Here is a 17991-nt window from a genome sequence, read left to right as displayed (position 1 = left end):
TGTGTGTCAAGTTGATGCCACTTTTTATTCCTGCCCGGATTGTACTTTAAATCGAAAAATAAAAAAAATAATCAGTTACCTCCCTGTAAGATATGGCGAAGACAGGTGTTTGGCGGATTGATTTTTCATTGACTTAATCCAAAGTCGTTCAAGTTTAAGACTTAGGACCAATTTTTGTTAGTTATACTCAATTATCAGACATTAATATGATTCCATTCGAAATAGTATAAATTTGTAAGTTAAGAACTTTCTGGCCTTCCATGAAAAGCTTTATAGTTGCGGGTTTGATTTTTTTTCTGCTTTTCCATTCAGCTGGGGCTCAAACGGGTACCGTTCAGTTTAAGCACATAACTACCAACGAAGGTCTTTCGCAAAGCAATGTGACCTGCATTTTGCAGGATAAAAGAGGGTTCATGTGGTTTGGCACGCAGGACGGACTGAATCTGTTCGATGGCTATACATTTACGGTTTACCGCAACGATCCGCAACGGCCCACCAGTCTGAGCGACAATTACGTTCGCTCACTTTATGAAGACCGGCAGGGGCGGCTGTGGGTCGGAACCGACGATGGCGGTTTGTGTATGCTGAATAATCGAACCGGCGGTTTTACAATTTACAGACACGCCAAAAACGATGATAAGAGCCTCAGTAACAACCGGGTAATGTCCATTACGGAAGATGGCCGGGGTCGGCTCTGGGTGGGAACCGACGGCGGACTCAACCGGTTTGATACCGTCAGTCACACGTTTACCCGCTACATGAACCAACCCGGCAATAGCAGCAGCCTGAGTAATGACCTGATTCGGGATGTGCTGGTCGATCGCGGTGGGCAGGTTTGGGTGGCTACGTTCGGCGGGGGATTGAATCGGCTCGATGCGGCCACTAATTCCTTCCGGCATTTTGAAAATAATCCGGCCAATAAATCCTCCATAAGCCACAACAACCTTAAAAGGTTATTGCAGGATGCGAGCGGGAAAATCTGGATTGCGACGGAAGGGGGCGGTTTAAACCGGCTGAATCCGGATCAGGAAACGTTCACTCGATTTCTGAATAATCCGGCCGTTCCGACATCAATTAGTCATAATGACCTGAATTCGCTGGAAGAAGACGACAAAGGGAATTTGTGGGTCGGTACCGAAAATGGCGGCATCAGCGTGCTTAACAAAAACCGGACCGCATTTACCCGGTATGGATACGACGAAAACAATAGCCAGGGAATCAATAACGGCTCGATCTACGCCATCTGTCAGGACCGCAGCGGGAATATGTGGATCGGAACCTACAGCGGTGGGATCAATTTTATCGATCACGAACCCGCTAAATTCGAGCTGTATCAGAAAGACAACAACAATCCGAACAGCCTGAATAACAACAATATAATGTCGGTTCTGGAAGACCGCCAGGGTAATTTGTGGATGGGAACGGATGGGGGCGGTTTAAATGTCCTGATGAGAGCCACCAATCAGTACATCCGCTACCGGCACAGTGCGGCTGATCCGAAGAGCGTTGGGAGTAATTTCATCATGAGCGTTTACCAGGACAGCGATGAAGATATTTGGGTGGGAAATTACAAAGCCGGACTAAGTCTGCTGAAAAAAGGGACGAACAGGTTCGTGAACTTTAGATACCGCGACGATGGGACCGGACTCAGCAGCGAATCCATCAGCACCATTGTCGAAGGGAAGAAAGGAGAAATCTGGCTGGGAACGATCGGCAACGGGATTAGCCGGTATGACAAAAAAACCGGCATTTTTACCCATTTTCGCCCGGACCCCGCCCGCCCGGGCAGCATCAGCCAGGGGTATATCAGCTCGATCTGCTACGACCACAACGGCAATTTGTGGGTTGGCACGGAAGGCGGAGGGCTGAATTTGTTCAATCCCCAAACCAACACCTTTACGTCTTTCCAGCACGACCGCGCAGTTCCGAACAGCTTGAGCCACAACCTGATCAATAGTTTATACGAAGACGAACAGGGACGGCTGTGGGTCGGTACCAACGGCGGCCTGAACCGTTTTGATTCCAAAACGCAGTCGTTTGTGGCCTACCGGCAAAAACAGGGTTTGGCCAATGAAGTGATTCAGGGCATTGCCAGCGATCGCCGGGGTGACGTTTGGGTGAGCACCAACAAGGGCTTGTCCCGGCTTAATCTCGAGAAAAAGGCGTTCCGGAATTTCGACGCGGGCGATGGGTTACAGAAGAGCCCGTTTAACCGGATGTCGGTTTTTAAAGGCCACCGGGGCGAATTGTTTTTTGGGGGCATTTCCGGCCTGAATTCGTTTTTTCCCGATAGCCTGCGGGATAATCCCTTCATTCCGGCGGTTTTTATCACGAAAATGCTGGTTTTCGATAAGCCGGTATTGATCCGGTCGAACAAAATGACGCTCTCCTACAAAAAGTCCAGCGTAACGTTCGAATTTGCCGCGTTGAATTATTCATTACCCGAAAAAAACCAGTATGCGTACAAACTGGAAGGGTTTGACGAAGACTGGAATTACAAAAGCAACAAACGAACCGTTACGTACACCAATCTGGACCCCGGTCTGTACACATTCCGGGTGAGGGCTTCGAACAACGATGGCGTCTGGAACAACACCGGAACCGCCTTCCGGCTCATCATCAAACCGCCCCTCTACCAGACGTGGTGGTTTGGATCGATCATGGCACTGGCTTTTCTCGCCAGCCCTTACCTGCTCTACCGCCTGCGTACCCGTGCCCTCAAAGCCCAGAAAGAGAAACTGGAAGAAATTGTGAGTGAGCGAACCGCGGAGGTGCTGCACCAGACCGAAGAGTTGCAAAGCCAGTCGGAACATTTACAGGCTCTTGTCGAAGAAATTCACGAACAGCGCGTACAGGAGAAACAGGCGCGGGAAGAAGCCGAAAAAGCCAATATGGCCAAAAGCGTCTTTCTGGCCACAATGAGCCACGAAATCCGGACGCCTATGAACGGCGTGCTGGGCATGACGTACCTGCTTCAGGAAACCGAGCTCTCGGAAGAGCAATACGAATACGTCGATACGATTCACCAGTGCGGAACCAACCTGCTGGGCGTCATCAACGACATTCTGGACTTTTCCAAGATCGAGTCCGGCAGTCTGGAGCTGGAACTGGGCGATATCGACCTGCGGCATTGCGTCGAAGATGTGCTCGACCTGTTTGCCCGAAAAGCGACCGAAACCGGTCTGGATCTGGTCTATCAGTTTGAACACAATGTGCCGCTGCACATCATCGGCGACGGCCTCCGTTTGCGCCAGATTTTGATTAACCTGGTCGGAAATGCCGTCAAATTTACCGAGCGGGGCGAGGTGTTTGTCAAGGCGGCCGTGAAAGAGCGCATCAGTGACCAGGAGCTGGAACTGGTTTTTCAGGTGCGGGATACCGGGATCGGTATTGCCGAAGACAAAATTCCACGGCTTTTCAAGGCGTTCTCACAGGTCGATTCGTCGATGACCCGGAAGTACGGCGGGACGGGTTTAGGGCTGGCCATCAGCGAGCGGCTGGTGAAGCTCATGGGCGGTGCCATCGAGGTCGAAAGTGACGAAGGTCGGGGAACCACCTTTACCTTTACGATGCGCTGCCAGGTCAGTCAGGAGGCCAAACGGCATTATGTGTTGTTCAACACCGGCGAAAATGAAGGAAAGCGGGTGCTGATCGTCGATGATAACCAGACGAATCTCACCATTTTAAAAACGCAGTTTGAGCAGTGGAAATTAGTTCCGGTGACGGCTTTATCGGGTCAGCAGGCGCTGACGTTGCTGGCTGAAAATCCGCCTTTTCACCTGGTTATCACCGATATGCAAATGCCGGGAATGAACGGGGTCGAGTTGGCGCTGCGCATCAAGGAACTGCACCCGCGGCTGTCGATCATTCTGTTGAGTTCTATTGGTGAAGACACCCGCAAATCGCACCCCAATCTTTTTTCGGCGATTCTGACCAAGCCCATCCGGCAGCAGCAGCTTTTCGATCTGGTTCAGAAACAGCTCAAACAACCCGACGAAAGCCTTATCGCGGCTGCCCGACCGGCCCAGCAGCTTTTATCGAACGAGTTTGCGAAAGAAAATCCGCTCAGTATTCTGATCGCCGAAGATTACCTGGCTAACCAGAAACTGATTCTGAACATTCTGCATAAGCTGGGTTATCAGCCCAAACTGGCCCAGAACGGGCTGGAAGTTGTCTCCATGTTGCGGGAGCAGTTTTATGATGTTGTCCTGATGGATGTGCAGATGCCGGAAATGAATGGGCTGGATGCAACCCGGTACATTCGCCAGCAACCGGGGCCGCAACCCGTTATCATTGCCATGACCGCCAATGCCATGAAAGAAGACCGGGAAGAATGTATGGAAGCCGGAATGGATGATTACATTTCCAAGCCTATCCTGCTGAATGTCCTGAAAACCTCGCTGCAGCAGGCTTCGACCCGGCGGCAACGGCAAATCGCCGGGTAGACTACCGGCAGGTATTTCCAACCTCCCCTAAATTCACTAACTTTGTAATTCTCAGCTTAGCTCTGTTTTCTCCGCTTAACTCCGCGAAATAATTTTAAGCTCTTTCGCGGAGTTGAGCGGAGAAAATCAGAGTTAAACGGAGGTAAATTAGAAATTGAATCATGTTTGAAAATCTTCAGGATAAACTCAATCAGGCTTTCAAGACCTTAAAAGGCCAGGGCCGGATTACCGAGATTAACGTTGCCACAACTGTTAAGGAAGTACGTCGGGCTTTGACCGATGCCGACGTTAACTACAAAGTGGCCAAAGAGGTGACCGACCGCGTCAAGGAGAAGGCGCTCGACCGCAAAGTCCTCATCGCCGTTGAACCGGGCCAACTGTTCGTCAAGATCGTTCAGGAAGAGCTGACCGACCTGATGGGCGGTGAAGCGCAGAGCATCAACCTCAAAGGCGACCCGGCCATTATTCTGATTGCCGGTTTGCAGGGTTCGGGTAAAACGACCTTCTCGGGGAAACTGGCGGCTTACCTCAAAAAACAGGGCCGCAATGTATTGCTGACGGCCTGCGATATTTACCGCCCGGCGGCTATCGACCAGTTGAAAGTTCTGGGCGAGCAGGTGGGCGTGGAGGTCTATGCCGAACCGGAAAACAAAAATGCCGTCGAAATTGCGCAGAACGCCCTGGCGCACGCCCGCAAAACCGGTAAGAAAGTTGTCATCGTCGATACTGCCGGTCGTCTGGCCGTCGATGAGGTGATGATGAAAGAGGTGGAAAACCTCAAAAGATCGCTGAACCCGACCGAAACGCTGTTCGTCGTGGATTCGATGACGGGTCAGGATGCGGTTAATACGGCCAAAACCTTCAACGACCGGCTGAATTTCGATGGCGTGGTGCTGACCAAGCTGGACGGTGACGCCCGCGGTGGGGCCGCGCTCTCGATTCGGGGCGTGGTGCAGAAACCGATCAAGTTTATCAGTACGGGCGAGAAGATGGAAGCCCTCGATATCTTCTACCCTGATCGGATGGCGAGCCGGATTCTGGGTATGGGTGATGTGATTTCGCTCGTTGAGCGGGCGCAACAGGCGTTCGACGAAGACGAAGCCAAGCGCATCAGCTCCAAAATGCGGCAGAACAAGTTCGATTTCAACGATTTCCGGGGCCAGTTGCAGCAAATCAAGAAGATGGGGAATATTAAAGACCTCATCGGCATGATTCCCGGCATGGGCAAAATGATGAAGGGCGTCGATATCGACAACGATTCGTTCAAACCCATCGAAGCCATCATCGGCTCGATGACGCCCATCGAACGCGAACGCCCCGATATTATTGACGGAAACCGCAAAAAACGCATCGCCAACGGCAGCGGAACATCGATTCAGGAAGTGAACAACCTGCTGAAACAGTTCGACGAGATGCGAAAAATGATGAAGAAAATGAACCAGATGAACGCATCTGGTAAACTGAGCAAGATGATGAAATGAAAAAAGGGCGGTTTTAAAACCGCCCTTTTTTTTGATTACTTGTGGGAGGCATAACCGCCTTTTTCCAGCAGCCGGGCCTGATCGAAGAGCGTCAGGGCTTTTTTATACGTTTCGTCGCCTTCCGACAGCATTTCGAAGAACTCGTTATTCAGACCGTCGCGGTGGCCTTGCCGCCACGCATATTGGGCAATATAGGCCTTGAGCTGTGTCTGGATGTATTTCTTCGAACGCTTGTATTCAGCTTCGTTAAACTTGATGCCCTGCGCCGACGCGTCGTCTGTCAGGCGTTTCAACATCGTTTCGCTGACGACAAAGTTCTTCTTGTAAGCCGGGAAACCGTCTTTTTCCAGTTGTTTGCGGTGATCGTTGGCGTATTCCATCGCCATTTCCCGCACAATGTTTTTGTTAAACAACTGAATCAGGTACTTGGTCATGAAAAGCGTGTCGCGGGGAACGAAAACGTCGGGCGTAATCCCACCGGCACCAAAAACCGTCCGGCCACCCATCGTTTTGAACTTGTATTTTTCGTTGTTCTTGATGCTGTCGGCGATGTAATATTCCCCGCTTTTCGAGCGCATTTCCAGGTCTTTTTCGTAATCCTCCCCGTGACCGGCGACGTACGGTTTTTGAATACTCCGGCCGCTTGGCGTGTAATACCGGGAAATCGTCAGCCGGAGTTCGGAGCCATCGGACAGCATCACCGGCATTTGCACCAGCCCTTTTCCGAACGACCGCCGTCCGACAATCAGCGCCCGGTCCTGATCCTGCAACGCACCCGCCACAATCTCCGACGCCGACGCGCTGCCTTCGTCCATCAGCACAATCACGGGGCCGTCTTCAAACTGTCCGGCAATTCGGGCCTTAGTCTGGCGGTCGTAGCGATCATCCTTGCCATCAGTATACACCAGCAGTTTGTCGCCGGAAATGAACTCGTCGGCCAGGCTCGTCGCCCGATCCATGTAACCGCCGGGGTTGTTGCGCAGGTCGAGCACCATCTGGGTCATGCCTTTCTGTTTCAACGTTCCCAGCGCTTTCTTGAATTCATCGTAGGTTGTTTCCGAGAAGCGGTTTACCTTGATGTAACCGGTTTTGTCATCGACCATGTAAGCCGCATCGACCGAGTAGGTCGGAATCCGGTCGCGATGAATGGTAAACGTCAGCGGTTTTTTCTCGCCTTTCCGCAGCACGTATAGCTTGACTTCCGAGCCTTTTTTGCCGCGTAATTTTTTGAAAACCAGGGCATTGTCGAGCTTGCTGCCCGTCATGTCGGTATCGTCGACCTTGATGATTTTATCACCGCTCAGGATACCGGCGGTTTCCGACGGTCCCCCGGCCATTGGCGTTACGACGTAAACCGTGTCTTTATAAATGTTGAATTCAACCCCAATGCCATCGAAACCGCCTTCCAGTTGCGTGCGGGCCGCCACGGCATCGGTCGGGTTCATATACGTCGTGTGCGGATCGAGTTTTTCCAGCATTTTGGAGATGGAATAATCCACCAGATCATCCGTATTGACCGAGTCAACGTAGTTATTCTCAATCAGTTGCAGAACTTCCTTGAATTTGGAATAACCTCGTCCAATGTTGTTGATGCTTTTTCCGCCCCCAAAAAACGTTGCGCCGATCAACATGCCGGCCGCCAGCGTAATGCCCAGTAACATCGGCAGCCGGACGGACGCCCTGTCGTTCTGGATTTTTTCGCGTTCAGGTTCTCTCATAAGTCGTAAATACGGACATTCATCCGCGAAACATTCTGTAGGTTCTTGGTATTAGTTGTGACGAATTCCACGGACTAAATGGAGCATTCCGTGGGTATGTATTTAACGTTAAAATACAGGCAAAATGTTTGCCCATTTATATTGAAAGATATAGAATTTATTTCGAGTCTCCTATTTTACCATCAAATCCGATTTCATGGTGTCGGCGAGCTGAATAAAGACGTCCAGGGCCGACGGATTCCGGAGCGTATCGCGGCTGGCAACCCGCTCGGAAGAGAGGCCCATCAGAATCTTTTTGATCGGTGTTTCCACCTTTTTTCCACTGATTGTATACGGGATTTCCGGCACCTGAAAAAGCGCATCCGGCACATGTCGGGGGCTGTATTGCGAGCGGAGTGCCAGCCGGATTTGCTGGGCCACATCTTCCCTGAGTTCGGTCGCCGGTCCGTCGGTTTGGCCTTTCAGGACCACAAAAAGCGGCATAAAATACCGCCCGCCGGGCAGTTCCAGGCAAACCACCAGGCTGTCGGCCACTTCGGGAATGCTCTCGACGGCGCTGTAAACCTCGCTCGTACCGATTCGCACGCCGTCGCGGTTGAGCGTCGCGTCGGAGCGGCCGTAAATGATGACGGTTTTTCGGTCGGTAATTTTAATCCAGTCGCCGTGGCGCCAGATGCCGTCGTATTGTTCAAAGTAACTGGCCCGGTATTTCTGATTTCCGTTGGGTTCGCCGTTGTTATCGTTCCAGAAATAAAGTGGCATTGAGGGCATGGGTTCCAGAATGACCATTTCGCCGAGTTCCTCCCGAACCGGTTTGGCATTTTCGTCGAACGATTCCAGTTTACAGCCCAGCAACCGGCACTGAATTTCGCCTTCGTAAACCGGCAGGAGCGGACAGCCGCCGACAAACGCGCTGCAAATGTCCGTGCCGCCACTGATGGAAATTAGCCAGACGTCTTTCTTGACCGACTCGTACACCCAACGGAACCCTTCGGGCGGCAGGGGCGAACCCGTGGAGCCGATGGTTTTGAGATGAGCCAGTTTCGAACCGTCGGTATAGGACAGGCCCGCGCGCATACACGCCAGCAAATAAGCCGCTCCCGCCCCGAAATGGTTGATGCGGACGCGGTCGGCCAGGTTCCAGAGCACGTCCATGGTGGGATAACCCGCCGAACCGTCGTAAATAACCAGCGTGGCGCCCACCAGCAGCGACGCCACCGAATAATTCCACATCATCCAGCCCGTCGTTGAATACCAGAAATACCGGTCGCCGGGCTGAACGTCCTGATGTAACGCCAGCGCTTTCAGGTGTTCGAGCAAACAGCCCCCGACGCTGTGGGTAATGGCTTTCGGCTTGCCCGTTGTTCCTGACGAAAACAGAATCCAGATCGGGTGGTCGAACGGCACCGGTTCGAACGTCAGCGGCACCGCCGGATCGGTTTGCAAAACCGTATTCCACAAAATCGACTTGCTGCGGCCCGTCGGCGCTGGCTCAAAATGCGGGTCGAGGTTCGACACCCAAACCACCCTTTTCAGGCTGGGCAAAGCCAATTGCAAATCTTCCAGAGCGTCGGTTTTATCGATTTTTTTTCCGTTATACGAATAGCCATCGACGGCAAACAAGACTTTGGGTTCGATTTGCCGAAACCGGTCGACAATGCTGGGGGTACCAAAATCCGGCGAACAACTCGACCAGATGGCTCCCACGCTGGTGGTAGCCAGAAAGGCAACGACCGCTTCCGGAATATTGGGCAGCACCGATACCACGCGGTCGCCGGGCCTGACGTTGTTTTCGCGCAGGAACTGGGCGATGGCGGCTACCTTTTGTTCCAGCTCCGACCAACTGACGGAAGTCAGCGGGTGCTGTTCCGACTGAAAAAGAAGGGCCGGACGTTCGCTGGTTTTGTTGCGGAAAACGTGCTCGGCGTAGTTCAGCGTGGCGCCCACAAACCAGCGCGTTCCGATCATACCCGAAGCCGGTTTTTCGATCACTTCCTGGTAATCGCGGTGGCTTTGTACGTTGAAAAACTGCCAGATACTTTGCCAGAAATCTTCCAGATCCGTGACCGACCAGTCCCACAAATCGTGATAATCGCGGAAATAGAGTCCTTTCTTGACGAAAAGCCAGTCCAGGTACCGCTTTAGCTGGGATTGGTCGATGAGTCGCCGGTCCGGTTTCCAGAGCGGTTTTTTGGTTTCAGGTTGTTTCGGCGTTTTTGCAGCAGCCATCTCGTAGGGGAATAGGGGCAGAATCGTAATTTCGGTAATTTCCGAAATCCTTTTCGGACTAAAAAATGTTCCGTTTCAGAACAAAGCCAGAAGTTACGTTAAAATACGCTAACTTTGCATCCCATTTCAGAATCCGTTTTGAAACTGGCTGAAAATCAATTTGGTTAACTATAATTACAGTAGTGATACTGCAACTTCTATGAGCAAGAAAAGAGACGAATCAGAAGGCCGCCGGGGCGACAGGAAAGAGGGGTCAGGAAGGCCGGAATCAAACCCGCAATTTTACAGCAAATTCAACAAAGATGCCGATCGGAAAGACGGCAATACGGACTTCGAACGCCGGGAACGGAGCTACGATAAACCGCGCGGAAACCGCCCGGACGACGGTGGTCGGCGGTCGGACGACAACCGCTCCAACCGGTTTTCCGGCGATCGCCCGCGTTTTGAACGGAATGACGACCGTCGTTCCTTTGATCGGTCGGATCGGCAACGCAACGATTCGTTCCGCAACGAAAATCCGCGCGGGGGCCGGTTCGAAGGCGGACCGCGCCGGGACAACCCGTCCGGCAATGAACGCGGTTACGGTGAACGCCGTGATTTTGACCGCAATCGGGAAGAGCGTCCACGTTTCAATCGGGACGAAAACCGGGGTTTCCGCCGGAATGACAACGATCGTTCGGATCGCCCGCGTTTCGACCGGAATGATGACCGGCCGGATCGCAATGAAAACCGCAGCGGTCGGTTCGAAGGTGGTGGCCCGCGCCGGGACTTCAACCGCGACCGGGACGAGCGCCCGCGTTTTAATCCGGATGAAAACCGGGGCTTCCGCCGGGACAACGACCGCTCGGATCGGAACGAAAACCGGGAAGGCCGGTTTGGTAACCCGGAATCGCGCGAAGAACGGCCCCGGTTTGGTCGTTCCGGCCAGTCGGAATCGCGGAACGACCGTTTTGGTGGAGAGCGTTCCTACGGCGACCGGTCCCGTAATCGCGAATCGGGGTCCAATTCGGACCAGCCCGAGCGCCGGGAAAACCGGTTTGGCAACGAACGCAGCTATGGCGACCGCCCCGACCGGCGGGATGCGGACCGGAATGATCGTCCGCGTTTTAATCGGGATGAAAACCGGGGAGGTCAGCGGGACAGCGGCCGATTTGAGGGCAGTAGCCCGCGCCGGGATGCAGACCGGTTCCCGTCGGATCGGCCCCGGCGAAATGAGCGTGAACCGCGTTTTGACCGGCCACGTCGCGACGAAAACGAGGAAGAAAAACAACGCCAGATTGAAGATAGCCGGAGCCGCCAGGTGGGCAGCTCGCGGGCACCGGAATATGATCTGGACAAAATGAAGGAAAAGGCCTTCGGAGGCCGTGATCCGCGTGATAAAAAACAGAAGCGAATCGGTCACGAAAAGGTTAAAAATGGTGAGCGCAGCAACGATAAAAAGCCGCGTGATCCGGATTCGGGACTGATTCGGCTGAACCGCTACATTGCCAATTCGGGCATTTGCTCGCGCCGGGACGCCGACGAACTGATTGCCCGGGGAGATGTCAGTGTCAATGGCAAGGTCGTGACCGAAATGGGTTACAAAGTGCAGCCTACCGACGTGATCAAATACGGCAGCCGGGTTCTGAATCCAGAGAAGATGACGTACGTGTTACTGAACAAGCCAAAAGATTACATCACGACGACCGAAGATCCGGAAGATCGCCATACCGTCATGGAACTGGTGGCCGGGGCAACGCCATACCGCATTTATCCGGTGGGCCGGTTAGACCGCAATACGACCGGTTTGCTGCTGCTGACGAACGACGGCGAACTGGTGGAAAAACTGACGCATCCGTCGAATGAAATCCGGAAAGTATACCAGGCCGAACTCGATAAACCGTTGACCAACGAGCATTTCGAAGCGATTCGGGATGGTTTTGAACTGGAAGACGGCTACATCAAACCCGACGATCTGGGCATTGTAACGCCGGATGCGCAGGTGGTTGGCATCGAAATTCACAGCGGCCGCAACCGCATTGTCCGCCGGATTTTTGAGCATTTCGGGTACGAAGTGACGAAGCTGGACCGGACGGTTTATGCCGGTTTAACGAAGAAAGAATTGCCGCGCGGATCGTGGCGGTATCTGAACGAAAAAGAAGTAATCCGGCTGAAGTTTTTGCTGTAATCAATTGTATACAAAAAACCGGGCGGAGGAAACCTCGCCCGGTTTTTACTTTTTCACCATCTTCTATTGCTATACCAGACCATTAGACAAGAGATAGGAGAGGGGAGAGTATTTTATTGACTTTTAGTCGATTGTCTATCCTCCTTTGTCTAACGTTCACTTTCGCCGAACCGTGAATTTGACTTTTCCCCAGGTTACTTTGCGCTCGATGGGGTTGAACGTCTTGGTTTCGTAACTTGCCAGACATTCGATCTCGTGGCCGTCCGGGCAATCGGGGGAAATCTGAATCACGGATTGCTGCGTAAAACCGTCCGGCCAGCGCGCCGGAATCATTTCGTCGGCCCATTCTTCCCGCACCCACGGATCTTCAGGATACAGCCGGAGCCGGTTTTTGCCTGCATACAGCATGATCTTTTCGCCGGGATTTACGACGCCGTTGGCGTTGCCGGTCCCTTTGGATTTGTCCCGGATCACCAGCCCATCATCGACTTTGAGCTCACTAAAAACCGGTACATCGTAGCGAACGGGAACGCTGATTTCGTCCGTAAATACCTGATTGCCTGTGTATATCGCTACCTTCAATTTGATGGAGGAGGGTTCGGAGTGCAGGGGCGGTTTTTTAGAACAGGCAATCAAAAAGGGTGATAACGACAAAATGTGTTCGCTGGCGACGGGCTTTGCCTGAACCACCGAATCCTGCAAAACAACCGCTCCATCCGCCGAGCGAATAACGACCCGAACCGGCTGTGCCCCCATTTTTTCACCGCCCCGATTAAATAGCCGAAGCGCCAGCTTATTCGTCGATCCGGCCGTCAGAAAGCGGCTTTTTCCGTTGATTTTATAATCCAGACACACCCAGTTGGGCGCATCGGTTTTATTGAAAATCCCGACCTCGCTCCCCTTCGCGTCCAGTTCAACCGCTACCTGCCCCGTCGAATTGCTCGTTTTTTCACTAAAAACGATTTTGCCGGTCGTGGCCGAATACGTAACAACCTGGTAGGTTTTGTTGGGAGCATAAATCGGGGCTGTTGTCACTTTCAGGGGGGCGATGGCGAGCGGTGGTCCGTCGGGGAGCCATTGACGCGTATAACCGCCAAACCCGGTTTTGTCCACATTTTTAAGAAAGATAAAACCGGGTTGCTGTTTGTTGCTTTCGACCGAATAACCCCACAAACGAAAGCTTGGGTAGAGATCGTAATGCGACCAGCGTTCGGGTGCCTGATGGACTTTTTTAAACGAGTCGGCCACGAATTTCAACGCCTTTTCGAAAATGATGGTTTCGCCCGCGTTATCGACCCGGTGCCCGCCGGGAAAAGTCTCGGATTCAACCGGTTTGCCCTCCCAGGCCGCTCCGTATTTCACTTCTTCGTTCAGGTTGTACAGAATGTCGGTGTCGCTGGTATGAATGCGGAAATCCACGTCCTGTAAATTTTTAAACGTGTAGCGAACCGGGTACAGCGTATGGTTTTCCGGCGACCCCACAAAAAACTCCGGACTGCCCATGATACTGACACCCGCACACACCTGATCGGGGTATTTACCAGACAAAAACAAAGACATAAAACCGCCCATGCTAAAGCCAATGATACCCCGGTGATTGCGGTCGGTTAACGTTCGGTAGGTCTGGTCGATGTAGGACACCAGTTCCGGAAAATAATCCTTCATCTGGACCGAAAACTTGACGTCTTCGTGATTGCCAACATTGTAGGGACGTGGTTCTTTTCCGTCGATGTTACCGTCCCACATGACCATAATCAGGTCGTATTTATCCACCAGTCGTTTCAGCATTGCATACTCGAGTTTGGCGTTGTCATCCATGGAATGCCGACCGCCCCAACCGTGAAAAAAATACACGACCGGGTAACGTTTCGCCGAGTTTTCATACCCCTGCGGAAGGTACAGCCGGTACGATTTCGGATGACCGAAAACCCGGCTTTCGTGCGTCAGGTCGCGGTACGGTTTTTGGGAAAGATCGTCCTGCGGAAAGGCTAAAAGAGGTAACAGCCAGACGATTAGAAGTTGGATCAGAATGCGGTAGTTCATCATGGGTTTAGGAATAGCCAAACCCTGTCAGCGGCTGAAAGCCCTGACAGCGGTGGTGGTTGATTTAAGTCGAAAATTTCCACCGCTGTCAGGGCTTTCAGCCGCTGACAGGGTGGTTTATTGCTTGATTGTATACTTGAATGTGCCCGCTTTTTTGTTGGTTTTGCTGACCAGCAACAGGCGCCAGATGGGGCGGTGGCCCCAGTTTTCGACCAGCCGTTTTTCGTCCGGCGCATCGCCCGGCATCTGCTCTTTTCTGACTGACCAGGCCGAGGCATCGTACGCCAGCGAAACCGGTCTGGAACCCGGCAGGTCAAACCGGATTTGCCCGGCCTGACTCAGATCGACCGGGCAAACCGTCATGAACGTTTGGGTTAATTCCCGGACAGGTTTTTTCAGAACGTAAGTGTCAGTAATGGACACGGTATTGGCCGTTTTCTCCAGCGCCACGGTTCGCTGCCATTGCTGCACGCCCGCTTCGGCCGGGTACGCAGCCGCAATGTCCATTTGTAAAGCAGAGCGGCCTGTGGTTTTGTTGTAATGTACATTCCGGGCTTCGAATTGGCCGCCCGCTGCCTGCTGAAAACCGTTGATTACCGGGAGGTTATGGTAGGCCGAACTGTTGTACCAGAGTGAATACCGGTCTTTGGAAAACGTTTTGGCGGTGTAGGTCCCGAAGCCGACATCGATGATAACCGGTTGCCCGTCGGCATAAACGATGAAATCGCCGACGTCGTTGTGGTTGTGACTTTCGGCATTGTGACCGCCGTGGGAAGCCACAAATAAACCGCCTGTCGTCCGGCCCGCCATCTGCTGAATGCTGGATAACCAGACATCGGGCAGCATCGGCGGACGGCCTTTCTGAGCCACGCATTCCTGAAAAGCCAGCAGATTCAGGAGCACCGACAGGCGGGTCGAGCCGTTGGAAAGCGCCCGCTGGCCCGCGCTCCGGTGAAATAGCCAGGCACCAAAATGGCGCATCGTCGTGTTGTGCACGGTTTTTCCAATCCGGTACAATTGCAGACCGTCGGCATTCACAACCGGCGATGCGTCGGCGACGTTGATGAAATAGTTTCCGGCGATGTGCATTTTGTACAGGTAGGCACCCGTGTTCTGAATGAGCGGTTCCCGGTAAATGGTCAGGCGGCCCGCGGAGGCACTTTCCAGCACCACCAGCGCATCGAAGAGCCGCCCGATGGCACCGTTCCAGTAGCTGGGTCCTTCGTCGATGGCGCCGTCGTCGCCGAGCCAGTTCAGGTAGTGATCCAGCAACGTCATCGCGTGCCGAATCTCGCTGGCCCGGCGCGCGTCATCCTTTTCCAGCAGCAGTAAACTCGCCATCCAGTTGCTGATCACCCACGGATTCCAGTTGTTGACCGGCGTTTCTTTCGTTCCTTTTTTCAGGTACCAATACCGCCCGCTGTCTTTTTCGAAAGGCGTGAACATCCGGGTGTTGACCTCGTTGTAAATCCGTTTCCGCAGCAGGGGCGAAACCGCATCCAATTTGGCACCTAAAAAGTAATCCGCCAGCGCCAGTAAGGTGCCGGTATCACTGACGAATAAATCAACGGACGGATCTTCGGTATCGACCAGCCCCAAACCGGCCTTCTGCTGGTATAAATGCGCCGGAACGCCCCAGAAACTTTCCTCGCAAATCGACCAGATTCCGTCCGTTATGGCGTCCATAAACCGGCCTTTATTTTCCATCACTTCACCCAGAATCAGGGCGAATAACTGCGTTCGTTTTTGGAGCGAAACGTTTTCGTAATTGATCCGGATTCCCGTCCGCTGGTATTCCAGCATCAGCGACGCCGGAATGGCTTCAAACGGAGTCTGCCGGTATTTTTCGGCATTCTGAACGATGGCATTTCGCGCCGAATCCGGTAACAGGCTGCGCCATTCCTCGGCGGTTTTCGGAAACGGTTTCCAGTCCGCCCGGGGCAGCAGCGAGCGCGCAACCTCGTCGGCTGAAAACCGGCTTAAGAGGTTGCGGGTTTGCTGCGCGGAGAGCGTCATTGGGTACATCATCCAAAATCCTAATAAGAGTGTCAAATACCGGCGCAGTGGCTTCATGAAATCAGTCCTTTGTTCTACCGTGAGTAGCCGAAATCCATCTTTACATACTCACTGAAGCGTCCATTATTTATAGCCCGGATTCTGAATCAAGGTGGGCTTGCCGTTGATCGTGCTGATGTCGATCTGGGCCTGCGGAATCGGGTAATATTCGTTTTTATTCGGAATGAAACTCATCCCGATCGCTTCCGAAACCAGTTTGGACTCAAACGCGTAGTAGGTGTTCAGTGTTTTATCCGCAATGCCCCAGCGAACCAGGTCGAAAAACCGGTGGCCCTGCATCGCCAGTTCCAGTTTTCGTTCGAAGTAAACGGCCTTGAGCGCAAAGTCCTTTCCCCCGGCCGCAAAGGCTCCGGCCGGATACGCAGCAATTTTGTAATTGGCCGCCGGAATCTTCGAAAAACCGGCTTCCGGCTTGGCGTCGTCGTTGTATTTGTAGACAAATCCCGCCGGATTGGCCGCCCGGTTTCGGACCCGGTTGACGTACGTCTGCGCCTTGTCGAGATTGCCGAGTTGCGCTTCGGTTTCGGCCGCCATCAGCAATACGTCGGAAAAACCGATCACGATGTAATTGATGGCCGAGCCTGGTGCCCAGGCAATTCCGTCGTAATATTTATCGCTGGTGGCTTTCCAGTAAATATTTTTCAGGTTGACGTACGGCCCCGTTGCCGACTGCGTCCGAATCCAGGCTTGCCCCGGCATCAAGCCCCAGTCTTTAAACGGAATGCCCCGCCGACCGGCCGTCCAGTCGAGACGCGGATCGATGGTGCCCGCATCGGGCGTAAACGGTTGATTGGCAAGTACTCCCATGTCCGATTTGACCCCGTTCGCGTTGTAATCGTCGAGATACGGCAGACCGGTTTCGGGATTGGTACGGAACGAATTGACCAGATCCATGGAAGGTGTGAAATTGCCGCAGCACCGGAACGGGCTGTTGATCGGGAAGTTGAGCATGCTGCCCTGATTGGCCGTTGCGATGGTTCCGTTGCCGACGTTGGCCGACATTTCCACCGAGAAAAGTGCTTCGGGACTGGTCAATTCTTTTTCGGGGCGCTGGTTGTCTTCAAATTCGGGATTCAAATCGAAGGCCAGCCCTTTAGCGGTTTTTCCACTGGTAATCACCTGGTCGAACAGTGTTTTCGCTTCGGCGTATTTGTGCTGATACAGATACGATTTCGCCAGAAAAGCCGCTGCCGCCCATTTGTTCGCACTGGCGGCATCCTTCTGGATTTCAGGCATGTTGTCCATCCCGAACTTGAAATCGTCGATGAGTTTTGGCCAGATATCCTTGTCGTTCGGTTGCTTGAAATCCGTCGTTGTTTCGTCGATCCACGGCACCTTATTGAACATTTTCTTCAGATCGAAATAGAAATACCCCCGCAGAAACCGGGCTTGTCCGATAACGTTGTTTTTTTCGGCCGTGGACATGTCACTGGCTTTGTTAACCACCCGCAACACGGCATTGCAGCGGCTGACACCGGCGTAATCGGCCTTCCATTTTTCGTTGAAGAACGCGTTGGTGGCTTCAATACTGGTTGACAGGGCGTTGGCGTGGGCTTCCCCGCCGTATTCGCTGCCGTAAATCCAGTTGTCGGGGGGCGTGGCCCAGGCCGTTCCACCGCTGATGTTGCCGCCGTAGGCACCCTGCCCGTCCAAAGCGGCATAAGCCCCGATCAATAAAGACGTTACCCCGGCTTTGGTGGCCAGAACGTCTTCACTCAGCGCACCCTGCGGGGTGTAATCCAGAAAGTTTTCTTTGCACGACTGCGCAGAAAAACCGACGGCCGTGAGCAGTAACAGAATGAGTCGTATGGGTTTCATGAGAATGATTTTTA

General features: G+C 53.1%; 8 protein-coding genes. 3 read left to right on the top strand and 5 right to left on the bottom strand.

The window, feature by feature from the left end:
- Nucleotides 1–260: 260 nt before the first annotated feature.
- Complete coding sequence (locus GJJ30_RS03945) at nt 261–4445, top strand: hybrid sensor histidine kinase/response regulator (RefSeq protein ID WP_154173341.1); 4185 nt, start codon at nt 261–263, stop codon at nt 4443–4445.
- A 161-nt stretch (nt 4446–4606) separates the two neighbouring features.
- Entirely contained in the window at nt 4607–5926 is a 1320-nt protein-coding gene (gene ffh, locus GJJ30_RS03940; protein WP_154173339.1) for a signal recognition particle protein, read from the top strand.
- A gap of 35 nt (nt 5927–5961) precedes the next feature.
- On the opposite strand, the gene GJJ30_RS03935 is transcribed toward ffh, so the two are convergent.
- Both GJJ30_RS03935 and GJJ30_RS03930 read right to left on the bottom strand, forming a co-directional pair.
- Nucleotides 5962–7644 carry a S41 family peptidase gene (locus tag GJJ30_RS03935; RefSeq protein WP_154173337.1) on the bottom strand — a complete coding sequence of 561 codons (1683 nt, stop codon included), beginning with the start codon at nt 7642–7644 and terminating at the stop codon, nt 5962–5964.
- A 171-nt stretch (nt 7645–7815) separates the two neighbouring features.
- The gene (locus GJJ30_RS03930; RefSeq protein ID WP_154173335.1) at nt 7816–9873 is read right to left on the bottom strand and encodes an acetoacetate--CoA ligase; all 2058 of its coding nucleotides are present in this window, start codon (nt 9871–9873) and stop codon (nt 7816–7818) included.
- A 199-nt stretch (nt 9874–10072) separates the two neighbouring features.
- On the opposite strand from GJJ30_RS03930, the gene GJJ30_RS03925 reads away from it, so the two are divergent.
- A complete protein-coding gene (locus tag GJJ30_RS03925) occupies nt 10073–12040 on the top strand; it encodes a pseudouridine synthase (RefSeq protein ID WP_154173333.1) in 1968 nt (655 codons plus the stop codon).
- 156 nt (nt 12041–12196) lie between these two features.
- Here GJJ30_RS03925 and GJJ30_RS03920 read toward each other — a convergent pair whose 3' ends face one another.
- From GJJ30_RS03920 to GJJ30_RS03910, 3 genes are all read right to left on the bottom strand, one after another.
- Nucleotides 12197–14086 carry an alpha/beta hydrolase gene (locus tag GJJ30_RS03920; RefSeq protein ID WP_154173331.1) on the bottom strand — a complete coding sequence of 630 codons (1890 nt, stop codon included), beginning with the start codon at nt 14084–14086 and terminating at the stop codon, nt 12197–12199.
- 114 nt (nt 14087–14200) lie between these two features.
- Nucleotides 14201–16156, bottom strand: coding sequence for a heparinase II/III domain-containing protein (locus tag GJJ30_RS03915; protein WP_154173328.1), 1956 nt, complete (start codon nt 16154–16156; stop codon nt 14201–14203).
- A gap of 66 nt (nt 16157–16222) precedes the next feature.
- Nucleotides 16223–17977 carry a RagB/SusD family nutrient uptake outer membrane protein gene (locus tag GJJ30_RS03910; RefSeq protein ID WP_154173326.1) on the bottom strand — a complete coding sequence of 585 codons (1755 nt, stop codon included), beginning with the start codon at nt 17975–17977 and terminating at the stop codon, nt 16223–16225.
- Nucleotides 17978–17991: the final 14 nt, after the last annotated feature.

It is taken from the genome of Larkinella terrae, from assembly GCF_009668025.1.
Classification (GTDB): domain Bacteria; phylum Bacteroidota; class Bacteroidia; order Cytophagales; family Spirosomataceae; genus Larkinella; species Larkinella terrae.
This window is presented reverse-complemented; position numbering and strand designations above follow the sequence as displayed.

Coding starts and splice junctions, on each gene's coding strand:
- GJJ30_RS03920 (WP_154173331.1), bottom strand. CDS start 14,086: ATGATGAACTACCGCATTCTGATCCAACTTCTAATCGTCTGGCTGTTA.
- GJJ30_RS03945 (WP_154173341.1), top strand. CDS start 261: ATGAAAAGCTTTATAGTTGCGGGTTTGATTTTTTTTCTGCTTTTCCAT.
- GJJ30_RS03910 (WP_154173326.1), bottom strand. CDS start 17,977: ATGAAACCCATACGACTCATTCTGTTACTGCTCACGGCCGTCGGTTTT.
- GJJ30_RS03915 (WP_154173328.1), bottom strand. CDS start 16,156: ATGAAGCCACTGCGCCGGTATTTGACACTCTTATTAGGATTTTGGATG.
- GJJ30_RS03935 (WP_154173337.1), bottom strand. CDS start 7,644: ATGAGAGAACCTGAACGCGAAAAAATCCAGAACGACAGGGCGTCCGTC.
- GJJ30_RS03925 (WP_154173333.1), top strand. CDS start 10,073: ATGAGCAAGAAAAGAGACGAATCAGAAGGCCGCCGGGGCGACAGGAAA.
- GJJ30_RS03930 (WP_154173335.1), bottom strand. CDS start 9,873: ATGGCTGCTGCAAAAACGCCGAAACAACCTGAAACCAAAAAACCGCTC.
- ffh (WP_154173339.1), top strand. CDS start 4,607: ATGTTTGAAAATCTTCAGGATAAACTCAATCAGGCTTTCAAGACCTTA.